This is a genomic window from Mumia sp. zg.B21 (assembly GCF_019550855.1).
In the GTDB taxonomy this organism is placed as follows: Bacteria; Actinomycetota; Actinomycetes; order Propionibacteriales; family Nocardioidaceae; genus Mumia.
Genome location: NZ_JAHWCJ010000002.1, coordinates 801,966 through 819,002, shown reverse-complemented (window position 1 = coordinate 819,002; position 17,037 = coordinate 801,966). Strand labels below are relative to the sequence as shown.

General features: G+C 65.8%; 18 protein-coding genes and 1 pseudogene. 4 read left to right on the top strand and 15 right to left on the bottom strand.

The genetic code is table 11. From position 1 onward, the window contains the following. Positions 1 to 18 precede the first annotated feature (18 nt). On the bottom strand, positions 19 to 1,329 hold the full coding sequence (locus KV100_RS12760; RefSeq protein ID WP_220343412.1) for an exo-beta-N-acetylmuramidase NamZ domain-containing protein: 1,311 nt from the start codon (positions 1,327 to 1,329) through the stop codon (positions 19 to 21). A 149-nt stretch (positions 1,330 to 1,478) separates the two neighbouring features. Beyond that, a complete protein-coding gene (locus KV100_RS12755; RefSeq protein WP_220343411.1) occupies positions 1,479 to 1,853 on the bottom strand; it encodes a hypothetical protein in 375 nt (124 codons plus the stop codon). Positions 1,854 to 1,974: 121 nt separating this feature from the next. Here KV100_RS12755 and KV100_RS12750 point away from each other — a divergent pair, with 121 nt between their 5' ends. After that, a complete protein-coding gene (locus KV100_RS12750) occupies positions 1,975 to 2,505 on the top strand; it encodes a hypothetical protein (RefSeq protein WP_220343410.1) in 531 nt (176 codons plus the stop codon). An 87-nt stretch (positions 2,506 to 2,592) separates the two neighbouring features. Here the strand turns inward: KV100_RS12750 and KV100_RS12745 are convergent, their stop codons facing one another. After that, entirely contained in the window at positions 2,593 to 3,708 is a 1,116-nt protein-coding gene (locus tag KV100_RS12745; RefSeq protein ID WP_220343409.1) for a YbdK family carboxylate-amine ligase, read from the bottom strand. An 808-nt stretch (positions 3,709 to 4,516) separates the two neighbouring features. Here KV100_RS12745 and KV100_RS12740 point away from each other — a divergent pair. Then, positions 4,517 to 4,759, top strand: coding sequence for a hypothetical protein (locus KV100_RS12740; RefSeq protein ID WP_220343408.1), 243 nt, complete (start codon positions 4,517 to 4,519; stop codon positions 4,757 to 4,759). Here the strand turns inward: KV100_RS12740 and KV100_RS12735 are convergent, their stop codons facing one another. The 8 genes from KV100_RS12735 to KV100_RS12700 form a co-directional block, all read right to left on the bottom strand. Beyond that, positions 4,760 to 5,311 (bottom strand): RNA 2'-phosphotransferase, encoded by a 552-nt coding sequence (locus tag KV100_RS12735; protein WP_220343407.1) that lies wholly within the window; start codon positions 5,309 to 5,311, stop codon positions 4,760 to 4,762. Next, positions 5,308 to 5,706 carry a hypothetical protein gene (locus tag KV100_RS12730; RefSeq protein WP_220343406.1) on the bottom strand — a complete coding sequence of 133 codons (399 nt, stop codon included), beginning with the start codon at positions 5,704 to 5,706 and terminating at the stop codon, positions 5,308 to 5,310. Before KV100_RS12730 ends, KV100_RS12735 begins: the two co-directional genes overlap by 4 nt. Before the next feature lie 719 nt (positions 5,707 to 6,425). Beyond that, on the bottom strand, positions 6,426 to 6,776 hold the full coding sequence (locus KV100_RS12725) for a hypothetical protein (RefSeq protein WP_220343405.1): 351 nt from the start codon (positions 6,774 to 6,776) through the stop codon (positions 6,426 to 6,428). Then, the gene (locus KV100_RS12720; protein WP_220343404.1) at positions 6,773 to 7,354 is read right to left on the bottom strand and encodes a hypothetical protein; all 582 of its coding nucleotides are present in this window, start codon (positions 7,352 to 7,354) and stop codon (positions 6,773 to 6,775) included. The genes KV100_RS12725 and KV100_RS12720 overlap by 4 nt, the downstream gene beginning before the upstream one ends. A gap of 36 nt (positions 7,355 to 7,390) precedes the next feature. Next, positions 7,391 to 7,792 (bottom strand): hypothetical protein, encoded by a 402-nt coding sequence (locus KV100_RS12715; protein WP_220343403.1) that lies wholly within the window; start codon positions 7,790 to 7,792, stop codon positions 7,391 to 7,393. A 125-nt stretch (positions 7,793 to 7,917) separates the two neighbouring features. After that, a complete protein-coding gene (locus KV100_RS12710; RefSeq protein WP_220343402.1) occupies positions 7,918 to 8,280 on the bottom strand; it encodes a hypothetical protein in 363 nt (120 codons plus the stop codon). Continuing rightward, positions 8,277 to 9,380 (bottom strand): site-specific tyrosine recombinase XerC, encoded by a 1,104-nt coding sequence (gene xerC / locus KV100_RS12705; protein WP_220343401.1) that lies wholly within the window; start codon positions 9,378 to 9,380, stop codon positions 8,277 to 8,279. Before xerC ends, KV100_RS12710 begins: the two co-directional genes overlap by 4 nt. A gap of 61 nt (positions 9,381 to 9,441) precedes the next feature. Beyond that, positions 9,442 to 12,531: a CHC2 zinc finger domain-containing protein gene (locus tag KV100_RS12700; protein ID WP_220343400.1), complete on the bottom strand. Its 3,090-nt coding sequence runs from the start codon at positions 12,529 to 12,531 to the stop codon at positions 9,442 to 9,444. Between the two features lie 135 nt (positions 12,532 to 12,666). On the opposite strand from KV100_RS12700, the gene KV100_RS12695 reads away from it, so the two are divergent. Continuing rightward, a complete protein-coding gene (locus KV100_RS12695) occupies positions 12,667 to 13,023 on the top strand; it encodes a helix-turn-helix domain-containing protein (RefSeq protein ID WP_220343399.1) in 357 nt (118 codons plus the stop codon). Here the strand turns inward: KV100_RS12695 and KV100_RS12690 are convergent, their stop codons facing one another. Genes KV100_RS12690 through KV100_RS12675 form a run of 4 tightly spaced genes read right to left on the bottom strand, consistent with a single transcriptional unit; the run spans position 13,024 to position 14,961 of the window. Beyond that, positions 13,024 to 13,377 (bottom strand): Imm8 family immunity protein, encoded by a 354-nt coding sequence (locus KV100_RS12690; RefSeq protein WP_220343398.1) that lies wholly within the window; start codon positions 13,375 to 13,377, stop codon positions 13,024 to 13,026. Then, a complete protein-coding gene (locus tag KV100_RS12685; protein WP_220343397.1) occupies positions 13,374 to 14,072 on the bottom strand; it encodes a hypothetical protein in 699 nt (232 codons plus the stop codon). Before KV100_RS12685 ends, KV100_RS12690 begins: the two co-directional genes overlap by 4 nt. Then, positions 14,069 to 14,377 carry a hypothetical protein gene (locus tag KV100_RS12680; RefSeq protein WP_220343396.1) on the bottom strand — a complete coding sequence of 103 codons (309 nt, stop codon included), beginning with the start codon at positions 14,375 to 14,377 and terminating at the stop codon, positions 14,069 to 14,071. The genes KV100_RS12685 and KV100_RS12680 overlap by 4 nt, the downstream gene beginning before the upstream one ends. After that, positions 14,371 to 14,961, bottom strand: coding sequence for a hypothetical protein (locus KV100_RS12675; RefSeq protein ID WP_220343395.1), 591 nt, complete (start codon positions 14,959 to 14,961; stop codon positions 14,371 to 14,373). The genes KV100_RS12680 and KV100_RS12675 overlap by 7 nt, the downstream gene beginning before the upstream one ends. Positions 14,962 to 15,760: 799 nt before the next feature. Between KV100_RS12675 and KV100_RS12670 the strand changes: the two are divergent. After that, positions 15,761 to 17,018: pseudogene (locus KV100_RS12670) on the top strand (IS3 family transposase). Positions 17,019 to 17,037: the final 19 nt, after the last annotated feature.

The following is a 17,037-nucleotide window of genomic DNA, read 5'->3' as shown; positions in this document are numbered from 1 at the left end:
CGCTCCCCCTCCGCCCTGCTACCGACGACCCCGCACCTGGTGGTAGATGAGGTACTTCTTGCGCGTCCGCCGGAACTCGGCGAGCTCGTCCTGCCAACCGGCGACGATCTCGTCGACGTCCCCACCGGCGTCGATGACGAGGCGCGCGCGCTCGGAGCCGGTGAGCTTGTCGAGCCAGAACGAGGTGACGTCCTGGCTCCGCCAGCGGTAGTCGGGGAACTCCTGGCGCTGGGTGACGATCATCGTCAGACCCGTGGTGATCGGGTCGAAGGCGTCGCGGTCCTCGACGTACACCTGGACACCGCCGCAGACCTTGTTGGCCTGCTTGGAGATGGTCGGCGTGAAGTACGCCTCGCGGAAGCGCACACCGGGCAGCTCGCGGGCGTTGAGCGCCTCTGCCCAGCGGTGGTCGATGCCGGGTGCGCCGATCAGCTCGAACGGGCGGGTCGTGCCGCGACCCTCCGACAGCGCGGTGGCCTCGAACAGCGCCGTACCGGGGTAGACGACCGCCGTGTCCACCGTCGGCATGTTGGGCGACGGCAGCACCCACGGCAGGCCGGTCTCCTCGTACCACATGTCGCGGGACCAGTTCTTCATCGGCACGACGGTCAGATCCACCTGCTTGCCGATCGCGGCCGGGAGGAACTCCCCGTTGAAGTACTTCGCGAGCTCGCCGACCGTCATGCCGTGCTGCTGGCTGATCGGCTTGAGCCCGACGAAGGTCGAGTGCTCCGGGTGGAGCACCGGCCCCTCGGCCCGCACGCCGGTGATCGGGTTGGGGCGGTCGAGGACGACGAACCGAAGGTCCAGCTCGGCGGCCGCCTCCATCGCGAGGTACATCGTCCAGATGTAGGTGTAGAAGCGGGCGCCGACGTCCTGGATGTCGAAGACCACGGTGTCGATGCCGGCCGCCGCGAACTGGTCGGACATCCGGGCGGCGTCGTTGTAGGCGTTGTAGACCGGCAGGCCGGTCTTGGCGTCGATGAAGAAGTCCTCGCCCTGGCCGGCCTGCGAGACGCCGCGGAAGCCGTGCTCGGGACCGAAGACGGCGACGATGTCGACCTGGGGGCTGTCCGCGAGCACGTCGACCTCGTGCGTCAGGTCGCGCAGGACGCCCGTCGGGTTGGAGATCACCCCGACCCGCTGCCCGCGCAGCTCACGGAAGCCGGCGGCAGCCAGGGTCTCGAAGCCGGTACGAACCTGCCGGCCCCTCCCGTGACCCACCGGCTTGGCTGCGACGGTCGCACTCGCTGCTGCGTTGGTCGCACCGCCGAGGACCGGCACGCTGGCCACCCCCAGCATGCCTGCGAGAACATCCCTACGTCGCATGGTTTCTCCCCTGCTTGTGGGTGGTGAGAAAACGGTTTCCATCAGGAAGAGCGAGAGCAGAACAGGATTTTCATCAACTGGCGCGAACGTAGTGGGCGCGTCGTTATCGGGTCAAGAGGTCAGCGTTCGGGCGGCGAACATGCACCGACTCACTGCGTCGATCCCGACACCAACCAACGGCCGTCCTGCTCCTGCATCCAAAACCCGAGGACTCGTGACCCGTTCTTCGCCTGCACGAGCGCCTCGCCGGACGGATCCCACACAGGGATGTCCACCTCGGCCTCAGCAGGCGGCAGTGCCGTCGCCGCGTTCGAAGCCAACGCTGCCAATGCGCGACCACAGTCGGCTGCCTGAGGGTTCGACGTCGACGCGGCTGCCAGCTCGCGACGGTAATCGTCCGTCATGTGGCCGCAGGCGGCTTCGTCGCGCTGGTGCACGGCGACGAGCCAATCTCTGAATCCCGCTTCGACAGCGACGTACGGGTCACCGCCGCAGCCGGACATCAGGACCGCGAGGGCGAACACGGGAACAACATGGACTCGCGCCACGGCGACCCTTCCAGGTGGTGAAGCGTCATGGTCGCACCTCCGTGTCCGCCCCGTGTGACAGTGAAGGAAGGTGGCTCACACGAGGGGGAGGAGTGTCATGGGCGTAATCAGCAGGACGATCGCCACAATCGGGTTGTCGTGCGTTCTGATTGCTGGCTGTGGGTCAGCCGCCGACGATGCCGGGACGGGGGATGCGAAGACAACAAAGTCGGAAACGACGACCTCGGCAAGCCCGAGCCCCGAAAAGACGGCCCAGAAGACCGAGGCAACCAAGGAACCCGACGACGATACTGAAGATTCTGACGACATCGACGTCGCAGAGATCGAACGGATCGGCATCGAGGCGGAGGGCGGGCGGCCACTTAAGTCGATGTGCGATGCCGCGTACACGCACTGGTCCTGCTTCTACGACGGCATGAAGGCGATGAATAGCGACGATGTGCGCGTGAGCCTGACCACGGATGGCGGCTGGTCAGACGCCGACCTCGATGCGCTGGCCGAGGATGCCGCGCGCTGGTGGATTCAGATGACGTGCGAGGATACGGACAAGCCGGAGATGGTCGTGGTGGAGGTCAACGGCATCGACCGCGCCGACTGGAGCCGCGACGACTCGTTCAATTGCCGTTAGAAGCCGACGGTCGACGTCGACCCGCCGGACCAGGCCACCGCCACTGAGCCGCCCTCACTCGTGACCGGGCGGCCGTCCCCGAACCTTTCAGCAGTCGACGTTTGCCGTACGCGCGGCGAGGTCGGCCAGCAGGGCCGGCATCCCGTCTCGCTCGTACAAGGCCCGCTGGCGGACGTACTCAGGGGGCTCGACGAGGATCGCCTGCACCGCGTCGAGGAGTCCGTCCAAACCGTCAGGAGTCAGATGCTTGCGTGCGTCGTCGAGCGCGCGTGCCGCAATTTCACGCATGGGTCGTCGTGACCCGTCCGCATCGACGACCGACGCCTCGAGCCCGTAGCGGCACGCGCGGAGGTCATTGGCGAGGACGACCTCGTCCGGCAGGTCCTGAAGATCAGGCGACTCCACGGCATGGCGTGCCAGCCCCTGCACCAGGGCGGTCAGTCCGGCGGCGCGGGCGAGCGACGACTGCGCGTCCATGACCCGCACCTCGATCGTCCCGAGTCGCGGTTGGGGCCGGAGCTCCCAGCACACATAGCTGTAGTCGGGCACCTCGTGCGCCCACACGGCGAGCTCGATCGCCTCGACGTATGCCTCCCAGGTGGGGAGCGCGGGCGGCATGGTCGTCCGGGGGTACGACCTGAGGATGGCTGGACGGACGCAGGCGAGTCCGGAGTCGCGGGCGTGCCAGTACGGCGATCCTGCGGCGAGCGCGCGGAAGACGGACAGGCGGTTGCGGAGCCCGCGGTAGACCTTCAGGGCGGTGGCCGGGTCCGGCACACCGACGTGCACCTGGAAGGCCGCGGTCGGCGTGCGCAGCAGACCGGCGAACTCGCCACCGATGCGGTCGTACCGGGGAGACGCCGCAAGGTCCGCCGTGCCGAAGCCGGCGCTCGGGTGGAGGCCGACCGCCATCGGTCGTACGCCTTCGGTGACCAGTAAGCTTCGCAGCCGTTGGAGCGACCGGTGCACTCCCTCGGCATCCGAGCAGACAGGTGTCTCGAGCTCGATCTCGTCGACGAAGATCTCGCCCTTGAGGGTGCCGTGAGCTCCGCGTGCGGAGAGGGTGGACATCACCGCCTCCGCGGCCGGTCCGAGCATCAACCCTCGCTGGTCGACGAGGAACAGCTCGTCCTCACCACCAAGGGTGAACTCGCCCCCCGGATGCCACTCGAGGCCGCTGATCTCTGGCGAACGACGAGCCACTGAGGGCCTCCCCCTGATGCGTACGGACTTCCTGATGAGAGGTACCCCCGTCAGCCGCCGGCAAGCGCCGACGATCGGCTGCGCCCGACCTCCACGACGCGCGTCTCACAAACCGCGAACCGAACTAGGCATGGGAGAAGGCCACACAACAGGCTGCGAGCAGCACGGAAGCGAGTCGCGAAATGGGTCGGCTATGCGCGCTCATGTGCCGCCAACCTCACGTCTCAGGCAACCCCACACCTCCTGCTCCTGCTCCTGCTCCTGCTCCTGCTCCTGCTCCTGCAGATCACGAAAGCATTCGATTGGCAGCGCTACTGCTTCGAGCTCGACCATTACTGGGGGCAAGAAGGCCGCCACCACGTACGCCTCCACCTCCGAGACGACCTCGCGGTCGTCGTCGTTGACCTGCTCATACAGGAAGTGCCCTGAATGTTTTGAGCGCTGGCCTCACGGCGACAGGGCGAAGCGCGCTCCTTGAAGCCGGCCCCACTTCTCGGAACCTTGTTCACCGGGGACGCCGACCAGATCAACCGCTACAAGAACGGCAAGATCACGCCCTCGGTCAAAGCCATCGAATTGACGAACGACCCGCAGCCACCTTGAGCGGAGCAGGCGAAGGAGTACTCGTCCAGCGACTGCCCAGCCGGCGCCGGAGGCTGCCCACGCAAGGCAGCCCGCCGGTTCGGGTCCCGAGCCGCGCCAGGCATCCGGTTCAGGCGCGTCGGGGCGCCGTTCGCGACCGCGTTGTCAAACGTGTTCGCGATACCCGGAGCGCGACTCCGGCTGAACACGACAGTCGGCACCTTCGGTGCTGCGTTTGCGGCACCAATCACCCCCCTTTGAGGTCCTCCGCGCCCTCGCCATCGCCCTCGCAGTCTCAGCCGACGACCTCGTCTTCGACCCCGACGAACGCGGCCCCCAAGACGAATCCCTGCGCAACCACCTCGCCAAGCTCGACCAACTCGACCCCGACGAACGCAACAGCATCCGCGCACTCATCGAAGGCGCGCTCCTACGCCACCGAGCCCGCGAGTTCGCCAAGACGAGCTGACTACTCTTCGATCCCGATGAATTTCGCCGGGACATTGGCAGCGAGCCAGACGAGCTCGTTGCCTTCGTAGAACCTCGTGCCAGACGCAGCAGCCGAGGCGGCGTCGATCACCAGCAGGACTGGATCGGCGCTCTTCCGGCGACCCACCATCAGAGCGGTCTCACGATCCATCGACAGATGAACGAACTGGCGTCGCATCGGCCGTAGCCCGTCGCCCTGGACCACATCCCAGGTCTCCGGCGCGGTTCCGTGGAACAGTTGCGCGGGCGGGTCCGCCTTGTGCCGTTGGACACGGCCCGGCACCGAATGGCCGTAGAGCGCTCGAATCCTGTCTCCGTCAAGCTCGTGTCGACGCTTCGAGCCACCCTCGATCATCCGGTCCAACGCTGGACGGTCGACCGACACCCACTCGCCACCCTTTTCACGCAGAGCGCTGAGCAACTGATCAACCGGCACCCAGCCCTGCTCGTCCAACTCAAGCTCGTAGAGCCACGGCTCGTGACGAAGCGCGTGCGACACAGCACGACTCAGGTGAACGTCGGGAAGCGTCACGCCGCTCCTTCAGGCAGCCACTCAACGTCCTCAGCCGCGACCTCATAAGCGCCTGCGCCATCGAGGTAGATCAGGAAGTGTCTGATCTTCCAGTCCCCCCAGATCTCGCTCGGCTCCGCGGCTAGCAACTCACCTACCCAGTCAGAGTGCTCAACTTCTACGAGCGTGTCGTAGGCACCTTCGATATGCCACGGAGTGCAGTGCCCTTCAGCACGGAACCTGTAGGCGCGTACACGATGGAACAAGAGACCGCCGACGTACATCGAGCCGTTCCGCTCATAGGTGCACCGCAACTCTGAGTCCCCGTCGGGATGGGTGAACACCACGTCCTCGGTATAAGCCGACGGTGGCGGCGACAGCGGCCCGATCACACGCTTGGAACCACCGACATTCACGGCAGATCCGTCCCCGCGCTGCCCAGGCCGTTGCGACCAAGTTGCCCAGAGAGCCGAGATTCATACGCCGCCTGACCAGTCCGATCGATCACGTTCCAGCCCGACCGCGGGATCCCCGCTCGGGTGAGCGCCTGAGACGAACGCGTATTGAGAACCAAACTGTTCCCGTCCCGCACGATGACATCAATCGGAACATCCTTCGGAGACATCGCACCCGAACGCAGGGACCCCGCGACATCATCAATTGTCCAACCACCGAACAAGCCGCCCTTGCTGAAGGTCTCGCTGAACGACCTCTGCGCGAACTTCGCCCCGCCGACATCTACCGATGTTTGCGGCAACAGAGGCCGAAAGCGACAAGAGATCCCCGTTGATGGCCCGGAAGTAGCTGCCGGTCATACCCACGATGTTGTCGATCTGAGCAAGTTGCGCAGTTGCGCCGTAGGTGGTGTCGGCGCTGGTGACATTGTCGATTGAGCGCGACGAAGCGCCGCCAGTCCTGCGGTCGACGGCACTTCCGGTGGAGGATGAGTCGTAAACGACGGGTGGCCCACGGTCGCTGTCGACGTGCAGCTGCGCACCGGGGATGCCCCGACTGTCGTAGGCGCAGGTGTAACCGCCTGAGGTAGTCAGAACGGGACCAGCCGCCGCGGTAGCGGGAGCCAACCAGAACAGCACGGCAGCGAGTAGCGCACCCAACACAGGCTCGAGTCGCCGCTTCACAGACCTTGCCTCCCGGTCACCACGAGGCCGGGAATCATCAGCGTCCACGGGTCTAAGTCGCTGTCCGCACGCACGGCCAGGTCGATGTCCCCGGAAAGATGGAAGGTCGGATCGATGACATCTGGGCCCGCTGTGAGTGATGTGATTTCGCGGCCGACCAGGTCCCATACCTCGTCTTCAAGATTCTCCGATTCCCACGAACTGGAGACGCCCGGCCCTTCGACGGTCCATGGGCACATCAGTGTTAGGGACCAGTCGTCTCCGAAGAGGGTCAGCACTGGGTCCGTTACCTCGATGCCCCGAATCGTCAACGGCAACGCTTGGACGATTGCGCCATAGGTGTTCATGGCCCGAGCTCCACATGAGTCCGTGAACGGATGTAGTCGAGTTTTTCTGGCTTCGTCAGCCCTGATGGTGGCTGGACGGGCTTGCCAGTGAAGGGGCTGATCGGGCCTCCGTTTGGATTCGTGAATGAAGCCCGGAGGGGCGCTTGACCCGACGGCTCCATGATGCGGACCAGACTCCCGTCAGGCAGCGCGTACTGGATGCCGGGAGAAGTGGTGGGCGTGCTTGGTAACCCGGCGCTGTCAAATCCGCCCGCGAGACGGCTCCTACTGGTCGGAACTACCACCCCATCCGTGCTCGCAATGAACGTCGGTCCCCTGTTTGCGGCAACACCGGTAGCCACCGCGATTCTGGGCCCCGAGGCATCGTTTCCTAGCTGCTGACCTGGGGAAACAGTTTCCGGGTGTTCGATGAGAATGTCGATCGCGACGCTGGATGCCCCGACGCGGTTTTCGGTCCCGGTGGTGGTTGCGGCCGACGCCGTCGTGCTGGCCAGCAGGGTGGCCGCGATGGCGACGAAGGCGGCTAGGAAGAAAAACACCCAGCGACGCGAGTGTGTCTGCCGGGTGTGGGTGTTCATGGGGTTCAGTGTTCCAGTTTTGGCGGGGTGGGGTGGTCAGCGACGCGGGGTCGGCGTGTGTCGCTCGTGGTCGGCGATGGCGGTGTTCAGGTCGTCGACCGCGCGTAGCACCCCGCGCCAGCGTGGGTCACGAGTCCAGTGGTGGATGCGGGCCAGTGCGGTGAGGTTGTCGATGACGTATTCGACCGCGTGCTGGGAGTCGGTGACTCGGTCGGCGCAGTCGGTGATGAGGTGCCCGCGGCGGGTCTCGACAACAACCCGTTCGACGACCTGGACACGGACGGCGCCGGGTTTCTTCGCGCGGCGTTGTTCGTAGGCGGCCTTGCGGCACGCAGGGCGGCAGTAGATGCGGGTGCGGCCCGTGGCCGCGGCTGGTGGCAGCGGTGCCCCGCAGTGCTGACACCGGCTGATCGGTTGGACGGTGCGGACCATGCCCATGGGTTCCATGGTGCACCCGCGAACCGGGTTTCGTCACCGACTAAACAACTCGTGGCCTCGTTGTGCCAGAGGTGTGACCGGTTTCCGGGGCAGGTTTCGCCTGCTGACGAAACGGAGTGTGTGTTTCAGGGGGTGGGTGCGGCCCAGGTGAGTGTCTGGTGGGCGGCGTCGATGTGGTGGGCCAAGTCGTGGGCGGCGCCGGCTGCTGAGGCGATCCAGTGCCCACAGATGGCGGCGACCGCGACCGGATCACCACGATTCACGCCGTCGACGATGACGATCTCGTCGTGTTCGATGAGGTCGTCGAGGACGTCCTCGAGTTGCCGCAGCAACTGCGGCAACCGCGACATCATCAACGCGAGTTCACCGAGCAGGTCGTAGACCTCGCTGACGTCGAACGCGACCGTCCCGGCACGGGTGTGGTGGTTCAGGGAGCGGATCGCCTCGGCGGCTTCCCCAGCCGCTGTGGTGGCCTCGGCGGGGGTCATGACACCGCTCCGGTCGACTCAGTACCTGATCCGGGGTGGCCGCGGTTCTCTTGTTCTATTTCGGAGTCGATAGCAGCAAGTAATTCACTGGCCGACACCTTCCGGTCCGTTGGTGGGGTCGGCTCGGAATCGATGACGGCATGGGTCGGCTGATTGTTTCGTCGGGGACGATTCGACGCCCCGGGAAACGTCGCAGCATGCACCGCTTGTAGGGCTCTGATGCTGACTTGGGTATAGATCTGGGTCGTGGACAGTTCGGCGTGGCCGAGCATCGCCTGGATGTAACGGATGTCGGCACCGCCCTCCAGCATGAGTGTCGCCAACGTGTGGCGGAACAGGTGACAGGCACCCTCCTTGTCGGTCCCACTGGCTTTCACGTAATCCCTCACCAGTTGGGTGAGCCGGTCCAGGCTGAATCCGGTGCCGTCGACAGTGAGGAACAAGGTGCCGTCGTCGGGCCCACCAACCCCACCACCAGCGCCACTTCCGGCGAACCTGGGTCTCACCTCAACCAGGTAACGCTCGATCCAAGTGATCGCCCGTTCCCCGATCGGGACCATCCGATCCTTGCGGCCTTTGCCTTGGCGGACCATCAACGTGTGGCGTTCGATGTCCAGGTCACGCCAGTTCAACCGCGCCAACTCAGCACGACGGATCCCAGTGCCATAGAACGTCTCCAACATCGCCCGATCCCGCACCCCGGTGGCTGTTCCTAGGTCAGGTTGGGCGAGGACCGCTTCGGCTTCGTCGATCGTGAGTGCGGCCTTCGGGAGCCGTTTCTCGACCTTCGGCAACTCCAACTCCGATGCCGGGTTCGCAGCCACGTGGTCGTTGCGCACAGCCCACTTGAAGAACGCCCTGATCGGCAACAACCGCGCATTCTGCGACCGGAACGACAACGGTTCACCGTCGGCCTTCCTGTAGTGGAACAGGTAACGCTGATACCTGACCAACATCGGGCGGGTGACCTGCACCGGCTGGGTGACGCCACGATCAGCCAACCAGGCCGCCAACGCCGCCAGACACTGCCGACGCGCATGGATCGTGGCCGGTGAGTAGCCGCGTGCGCCGAGGTCGATCAGGAACTCCTCCACCAACACCGGGAACCCGTGCCGGTCACTCGGGTCCCCCGGGATCTTCTGCGGAACATGCACACCACGCTTACCCATGCCGTTCACCACCGACAACCCGGGGCGCCCAGACATCCTCAGCCCCGTCCCCACCCGCTGGCGGGCTGCTCACCGCAGGTGCCGACTGAGGGCCGACCACCACCCGACCGGGCCCCGACCAAGGGCCGACCACCGGGGTATTTGGCCCGACCGGTTCGGGGTCGTAGTCGCTCCCGATGAGCGCTCGCGGATCCGTCAGACCAGCCAGGAACCGCTGGCCGCTGTCGTAGCCGTTGCTCGCGTCTGGGGTCGCAGGCGGCTTCCAGGTGAGCTCGTAGCCGAACGCGCCGGACTCCAGGCGGTGCACGTAAACGAGTTCCAGGTCGACCAACCGGGCCAGGTGGACCTTCAACTGGGTGTCGCCCCAGCCGGCGCCCTGGGCGGCCAGGTGCTCACGCAACTGTCGTCGGGTGAAGCGGACGAGGTCCAACGGGATCGCGAGCTTCTTCGCCTCCGCGGTCGCGTAGGAGTGGACCGCGGTCAACAAGCGCCTCGTCTGTGGGGCCAGCTCGTCCAGCGACTGCCCCAAGACGGCATGGGCGAGTCGGTGGGCAACCTCGATGTCACCGATCGTGGTCTCCACATACGACACGACCCGACCGTTCACGGTGGCGGTCTTCCGCTCCCGCTGATGCTGGTGCAGCAGCGTCACTGCGCTGATGAGGCCGAGGTACTTGCCGTGATCACGCCGGGTCCGCGTCCTTCCATCGGCGAACGTCAACCGGTCCGCGAACGGGTTCACCACGGATAGGGGTTCCAGCAACCGTTGGGCGTCGCGGTGGACGCCGATGATCTGGTCCCGCTCGGTCCGCGCGGCCAACCCGGCGAGGGTTTGCGATCTGCGTTGGGCGGCGTGGATCGCCCGGGTCTGATCCCGGTCCTCATCAACGGTCAGCACCAGACACCGGTTGAGCAGTTCCTCGTCGATGTCGATCGCGGTCGTGGTCAACACGATCGCGGTCGGGCCGGTGACCTTGTAGGTATGCGTCACCAACCGGCCGGACGCGGTGTCCTTCCCGGTTGAGGCGATGCTGATCTCGCCTTCGGACTGCAGCAGCTTCAACGCATAAGCAGCCCTGCTGGCGCCTTCTTCTTCAGCGATCGACAACACCTTGTGAGCCAGGTCAGACTCACCCATGTAGAACAACGACTGCCCCGTCATCGCCGAGAAGCTGACGCGGTCCTCGTCAGGTACGAACCCCAACACCGACTCCATCACCGCGGACTTGCCCGCGGCCGACGTGGACTGGACGATCACCGCCAACGGCGACGGCAACAGACGGCTGACGGCGGTGAGGTAGCCAACCAGACAGTTCGTGACCTCCCCGACCATCCCGACCCGACCGAAGTCGCCCTCGATCCGCTTCACCAGATCCGGATCCCGCAACAACTCAAGTGCCGCCTCACGCTGCGCGCTGGTCAACCGGATCTCCGGCTTCGCCGGGGCCTGCGCGGCCGCGATCACCTCCTCAGCCTTCGCCTCACACGCCAACAACACCCGCCCCAGATCCGCCTTCACGACCTCCGGCGCAAGACGCAGTTCGGCGGCCGCGGCCGCGACAAACACCGACCGGGCCCTCGCGGAATACAGATCCAGGGTGTCGACATGAAACCCCGTCCCAGTCGCCGCGCTCGGCGTCGACGGCTCGTCGCTCGTGATCGTGATCGTGACCAACAGGTTCACCCGCAGCACGTCGAAGGACGTGACCTTCTCCAACCCGCGGATCCGCCACCTGCGTTGCGCGAACTCCACGATCAACTCACGCCCCACCACCTGACCAGGACCGGTCGCATCCGCTTCCTCGGCGAGCGGCTCTTGATCGACTGCGACAGCAGCGGCTGGGACGACGGTCGGCGTGGGCTCGACCGGCTCAACGACGTGCGCGGGTGAGTCCAGGCCGGGCGCGATCACCGGCGCTGGCCGCGGGGTCGGTGATGGTTGGGTACCGCCCATCCAGCTCGCTTTGCGCAAGTAGCGACCGAGTACCTCGGTCGGGTTCCCATCAGCCCCTGCCTCGACCGCCAGTTCGTTCACATCTGCACCGCGCGGGAGTTCGACGCGGAACACCTCCACCTCCGCTGCCCCGAGTTCGCCAGCCAGTGCGGTGGCGCCGCGGTCGCCGGCCTCGTCACCATCGAAGGCGACCAGCACCCGCTTGATGCCATGCTCAAGGACCGCCTGTTGGTGTTCGGGGGTCCAGCCGTCCACCCCATAAGCCGCAGTGACGTGCCGGAACCCCGCGCACCACAACGTAAGCGCGTCGATCAGCGACTCACACACAATCAACTCATCCGTGGCCGCGAACGCAGCGATGTTGAAGACACCGCGGTGCGGACCGGGCAGGTAGAGATGCTTCGGTGTCGCCGCACGCAGATCGTCACGGATCTTCCTCCCGTAGACCTCACCGACACCTCCCTCCGCGTCGATCACCGGCACGACCAGCGAGCCACGGAAGTGCTCATGACCCGTGGCGCGCAAGACACCGAGCTTCTGCAACCTCGAGCGGATCCGCCTGCCCTCAGCGGTCTGGTTCCCCGGGATCCGGTAGCCCAGCGTCCGGTCCCCGAACCCAAGTCGGAACTTTTCGACCGCCTCGGGGTGGTCGATCTTCCGGCGGGTCAGGAACGCCCGGGCTTCGTCATGGCCAGCCAGGGTCTCGGCGTAGTAGCCGACCACCGTGCTCAACAACTCCTGATCGGCGGCATCGGGTGCGACCAGCGTCGGCAACATCGACCGCTTCGACCGGCCCACCGGACCGGCACCCGCCGTCTTCGGATCCGCCAACACCGACAGCGCCGAGGATGCCTCCCGCAACAACTCGACCGCATGCCGGAAGCTCACGCCTTGGGCGGTCATCACCCAATCGATCGGCCCACCACCCCGACGACACGCACCCAAGCAGTGCCACAGGTTCTTCCCCGGCGTCACCACCAGCGACGGCGACGAGTCATCGTGGAACGGGCACGCCCCGACCAGATCCTTGCCCTGCTGACGCAACTCGACCCCGCAACCCTCCACCAGCCGCTGAACCGACACCTCGGCCTTCAGCCTGCTCAGCTCTGCGTCGGGAATCCTCGCCATGGCCAACTCCTGTCAAGAACGTCACTTCGCTCGCTGGAATAGACCTAGTTCGCTCTCGTGCGTCAACGACACCAGAAGGTGGATCCTATGGTTTCCGCAGACCTCACCCCACTGCACGCACCTGGAAGCGAGCCCGTGACCGACACCAACTTCGCCGCCCGCCTCACCGCAGCACGCAAAAAGGCGTCGCTCACCCAGCAGCAACTCGCCGAGCGATCCGGTGCCCACGTCACCCAGATCCGCCGCTACGAAGCCGGCACCAGCCAGCCCACCCTCGACGTTCTTCGGTCTCTAGCGCTCGCGCTCAACGTCAGCGCTGACTCGCTCCTCTTCGACGACGAAGAACGCGGCCCACAGAACCCGACACTTCGACTCAAGCTCGAAGCCGTCGACCAGTTCACCCCCGACGAACAAGAACACGTCGCAGCCTTCATCGAAGGCGCACTCCTCCGCCACCACGCCCGCCAAGCCTTCTCAGGCCAAGCCAGCTGATCAGGGCTGATAGTCCTCGAACTCCCAATAGCCGAACCGGGCGAGCTTCTCGGCAACCTCGCGCCAAGTCGCCCCTTCGCACTGATGAACGCGCCTCTCGATGTAGGCCCGCAAGGATCGCCAATCGAACCATTCGACGATCAGGTGGTGGCGACCGTCGACTACGCCGTCGCGCCGGACTTGCTCGGTCAGCCAGGCGACACTGCAGACGGTGACATCGAAGGACTCCTCCCCGGGACCGTCATCCGGGCCCGCGACAACCCGGAGCCCGAGCGCCCACGCATCGCTGTCAGGAGCCCAAGCGTGGAGCTCATCGACGTCGAAGCTCAGGAGCGAACGAACAGCTGCCCTCACGGGACCATGTCCGTGACGTCGAAGTGCCCGTTGCCAATCGGCTTGCGCGTGACCTGCCCCTCGACCCAGTACTCGAAGTTCGCCTGGTACTTGCCGAGGTTGGACTTCCACGACGGCGGCCGGAAGACCCTGAGCCCATCGCGGCTGACGAGCGACTTGCCGTCGCTGGCGATCCGATAGCCATCGCCGACCCAGGACTCGCCGGCTCGCGTTGCCTGCGATGCCGTGCCAGAGCCGAGACCAAAGTTGCCCTTGCTCCGTGACGCATCACGGACGACGCCACTGATGACCGGCCAGTCGTCTGCTGACTTTGCGGCGCTCACGGACCTGCCCGACGCCAACAGGTCCCCGTCAAGGGTCACAACCTGGCGACCCGTCGTAGTCGTAGGCTCGCCAGCCTGCACTAGCTTCGAGAGGTAGGCGTCGGAGGTGAACGTGAGCCGGGACGCGTCGTGCGGGCGCACCGAAGCGCCGTGCGACCAGCGGACGACGGCGTCATGGGTGGTGTAGCGGACTTCCGTCGGCGGGCCACGCTCTGACGCGGCGTCGCTGCCGGGACCGTCGTAGGCAGGTGCGTCGTAGATGTAGGTCTCAACGTGAGTGCTCGCCGATGCCGATACTGCGATCGCCGGCAACGCGAGCCAACCGAGTACGGCCATCACCGTGGCCAGCAGCAGGCGCAGGAAACCGCTCATTCGGTAGTCCCACCGCACGCGACCACCAGCGCTCGACACGCGCTCCACAGGTCCTCCGCCGTGGAAAGGTCACGATGCTCAAGCAGCACCACCGCGCCATCGGCGACTCGATATGCCTCCAGTTCGCACTCTCCCGAAGCCCAAACCGTCAACTGTCCAGCGGCATCCTCACCTTCGAGCACGAGCCACGCAGATCTCTTGTCAACGTCCGCAGCGCCGAGCTGCGTACGGGCCGACAGACCTCGTCCGCTGGCGCCGTTCCAGCTCTGCGTCCATTCCACCAAGAGGTCCAGATAGTTCAGCACGACCCCACCACCACGATGTTGCACGCTGGCACCGGGAACTGAACTTGCGAGCCACGCCGCTCCGCTAGCCGAGCGAGGATGTGGTTCGGACCCGGGATCTGCGCACCACCTGGCCAGCCGGATGGGGAAAGCGAAGTCCGAGGCACGTCGAACTCAACGTACTTGCTCCCTGGCGCCGCCTGCTTGGCGTATGTCGACATGTTCGCCGGATCCGCCACATGCGTAGTGCCGCCACCCCCGACCTGAACCTGACCTGACTTCTGCATCTTGAGGAGTTCGTCGTCGCCCATCCAGCGGCCCACACGGGTGAGGTCGTCACCGGCGTTTGCGGCAACACCGGTAGCCACCACGATTCTGGGCTCCGCAGCGTTGTCGCCTAGCTGCTGACCTGCGGTGATGTGTTGTGGCGGCTCGACGAGAACGTCGACGGTCTGGGTGTGAGCCCCGACGCGAGTTTCGGCGACGCCGGTGGTGGCGGCCGACGCCGATGCGATGGCCAACACCGTGGCCGCGACCGCGACGATGGCGGCTAGGAAAACGAGCACCCAGCGACGTGGGTTCGTCTGCTGGGTGCGGGTGGTCATGGGGTCAGTGTTCCAGCCGCTGCTCTGGTCTGGTGTGAGCGACTCGGTGAGCCTCACAGGTCATCTGGGATCGGCGGTGGTCAGGTGCCGCGGTTGGTGGCGCGTGTGAACGCTTCGGTGAGGTATTCGACCGACGTGGCCAGGTCCCAGAAGGCGTCATCGGTCGGGTGATCTGTTTCGACCCGACCTGCCTCGATAGGCCGATGAGGACCTTCCGGATCAGAGCGGGGTCGGCCAGGACTGTGGCCACACACGCTGCTGGCGGGTGGGGTCGATACTCGACGCGTTCGATGGTCTGGGTGACGATCCGGTCGACGAGCTGTACCCGGACGGCGCCGTCGCGTCGGGCTCTGCGGTCCTCATAGGCGGCCTTGCGGCAGGCCGGTGTGCAGTAGACCCGCGGCCGTCCCGTCGACGCGCTAGCAGGCAGCGCCTGGCCGCAGCGGGCGCACTCGACCAGCGGCTGACGCCGCTGGTCGACGACCTTCTCGGTGACCACCGGCTTCGGGGACGGGCGTTTGCGGTGCCTCCGTTTCATGTGGGCGGGCATCCGGCGACGGTCACCGGCGGACCAGTCGAACCCCGGGACGAGCGATGGGTCCAGTGGCGGGTCTGGCTCCGGAATGTCCATGCTTCTCAGGGTGCGCCCGTCCTACGGGTTTTGTCACCGACGCAACAGAGCCGGCCTCGTTCTGCATGACGTGTATGTCGAACAGGACGGGCGATGTCGGCCGGGGCCGATCGGGACGGGCGATGCTGTCTGAATCGCACTGGGTTTCGTTCCGCTTGATGAGTCAGGATGGGAACGATGGCCAGGTATGCGAACGAGATGCGTGAGCGGGCGGTGCGGATGGTCGCCGAGGTCCGCTCCGAGCACCCGCAGGAGACGTCAGCCCTGAGGCACGTGGCGGGACTGTTGGGGATGAACGTGGAGACCCTGCGGCTGTGGGTGCACCGAGCCGAGGTCGACGCCGGGAAACGGCCCGGAGTCACCACCGATGAGGCGGAGGAGATCAAGCGTCTCAAGCGCGAGGTCGCCGAGCTCAAGCGAGCCAACGAAATCTTGAAGTCGGCGTCGGTGTTTTTCGCCAAGGAGCTCGACCGTCCCACGACGAGATGATCCGCTACATCGACGAGCACAGGGATCAGTTCGGGGTCGAGGCCATCTGCCGGGTGTTGCGCCCGGCAGTTCGTGGGTTCATCACCTCGCGCGGTTACCGGGCTGCGAAGGTCAGGCCGCCGTCGGCGCGGGCGTTGAAGGACGAGTTGCTGGTGCCCGAGATCGTCCGGCTGCACGCCGAGAACTACGGCGTCTACGGGGTGCGGAAGATGCACGCCCTGATGCGCCCGGCAGGGCTGGGACGTCGGTCGCGACCAGACCGCGAGGTTGATGAAGATCGCCGACGTTCGCGGGGTGAAGCGGTCGAAGAAGGTGTTCACCACCAAGTCCGATCCCGCCGCCGCGAAACCGGCTGATCTGGTCCAGCGCAAGTTCCACGCCGTCGCACCGCGTCGGCTGTGGGTTGCTGACATCACCTACGTCGCGACCTGGTCAGGGTTCGCCTACGTGGCGTTCGTGACCGACGTGTACTCCCGCAGGATCGTCGGTTGGAACGTTGCCGGCACGCTGCGAGCCGATCTTGGACCGATGCCGGCCTTGGACATGGCCGCGTGGGACGCCAGGCGCGAAGGCGCGAAGGATCTGACAGGGCTGGTCCATCACGCCGATCACGGGTCGAACTACCTGTCGATCGTCTACACCGACCGAATCGCTGAACTGGGTGCGACACCGTCGACCGGCACGGTCGGGGACAGCTACGACAATGCCCTGGCTGAAGCGGTCAACGGTCTGTACAAGACCGAGTTGATCCGGCGCCAGGGGGCCGTGGAAGACGATCGAGCAGGTCGAGCTCGCGACCTTGGAGTACGTGTGGTGGTGGAACAACCAGCGCCTGCACGGCGAGCTCGAGATGCGCTCCCCGCTCGAGGTCGAGGCGGCGTACTACGCTGCCCAGGAATCATCCAGGCCAGCACTCGCTGGCCAAGGGAACGCATAGGAACGAAACCCAGCGCGAT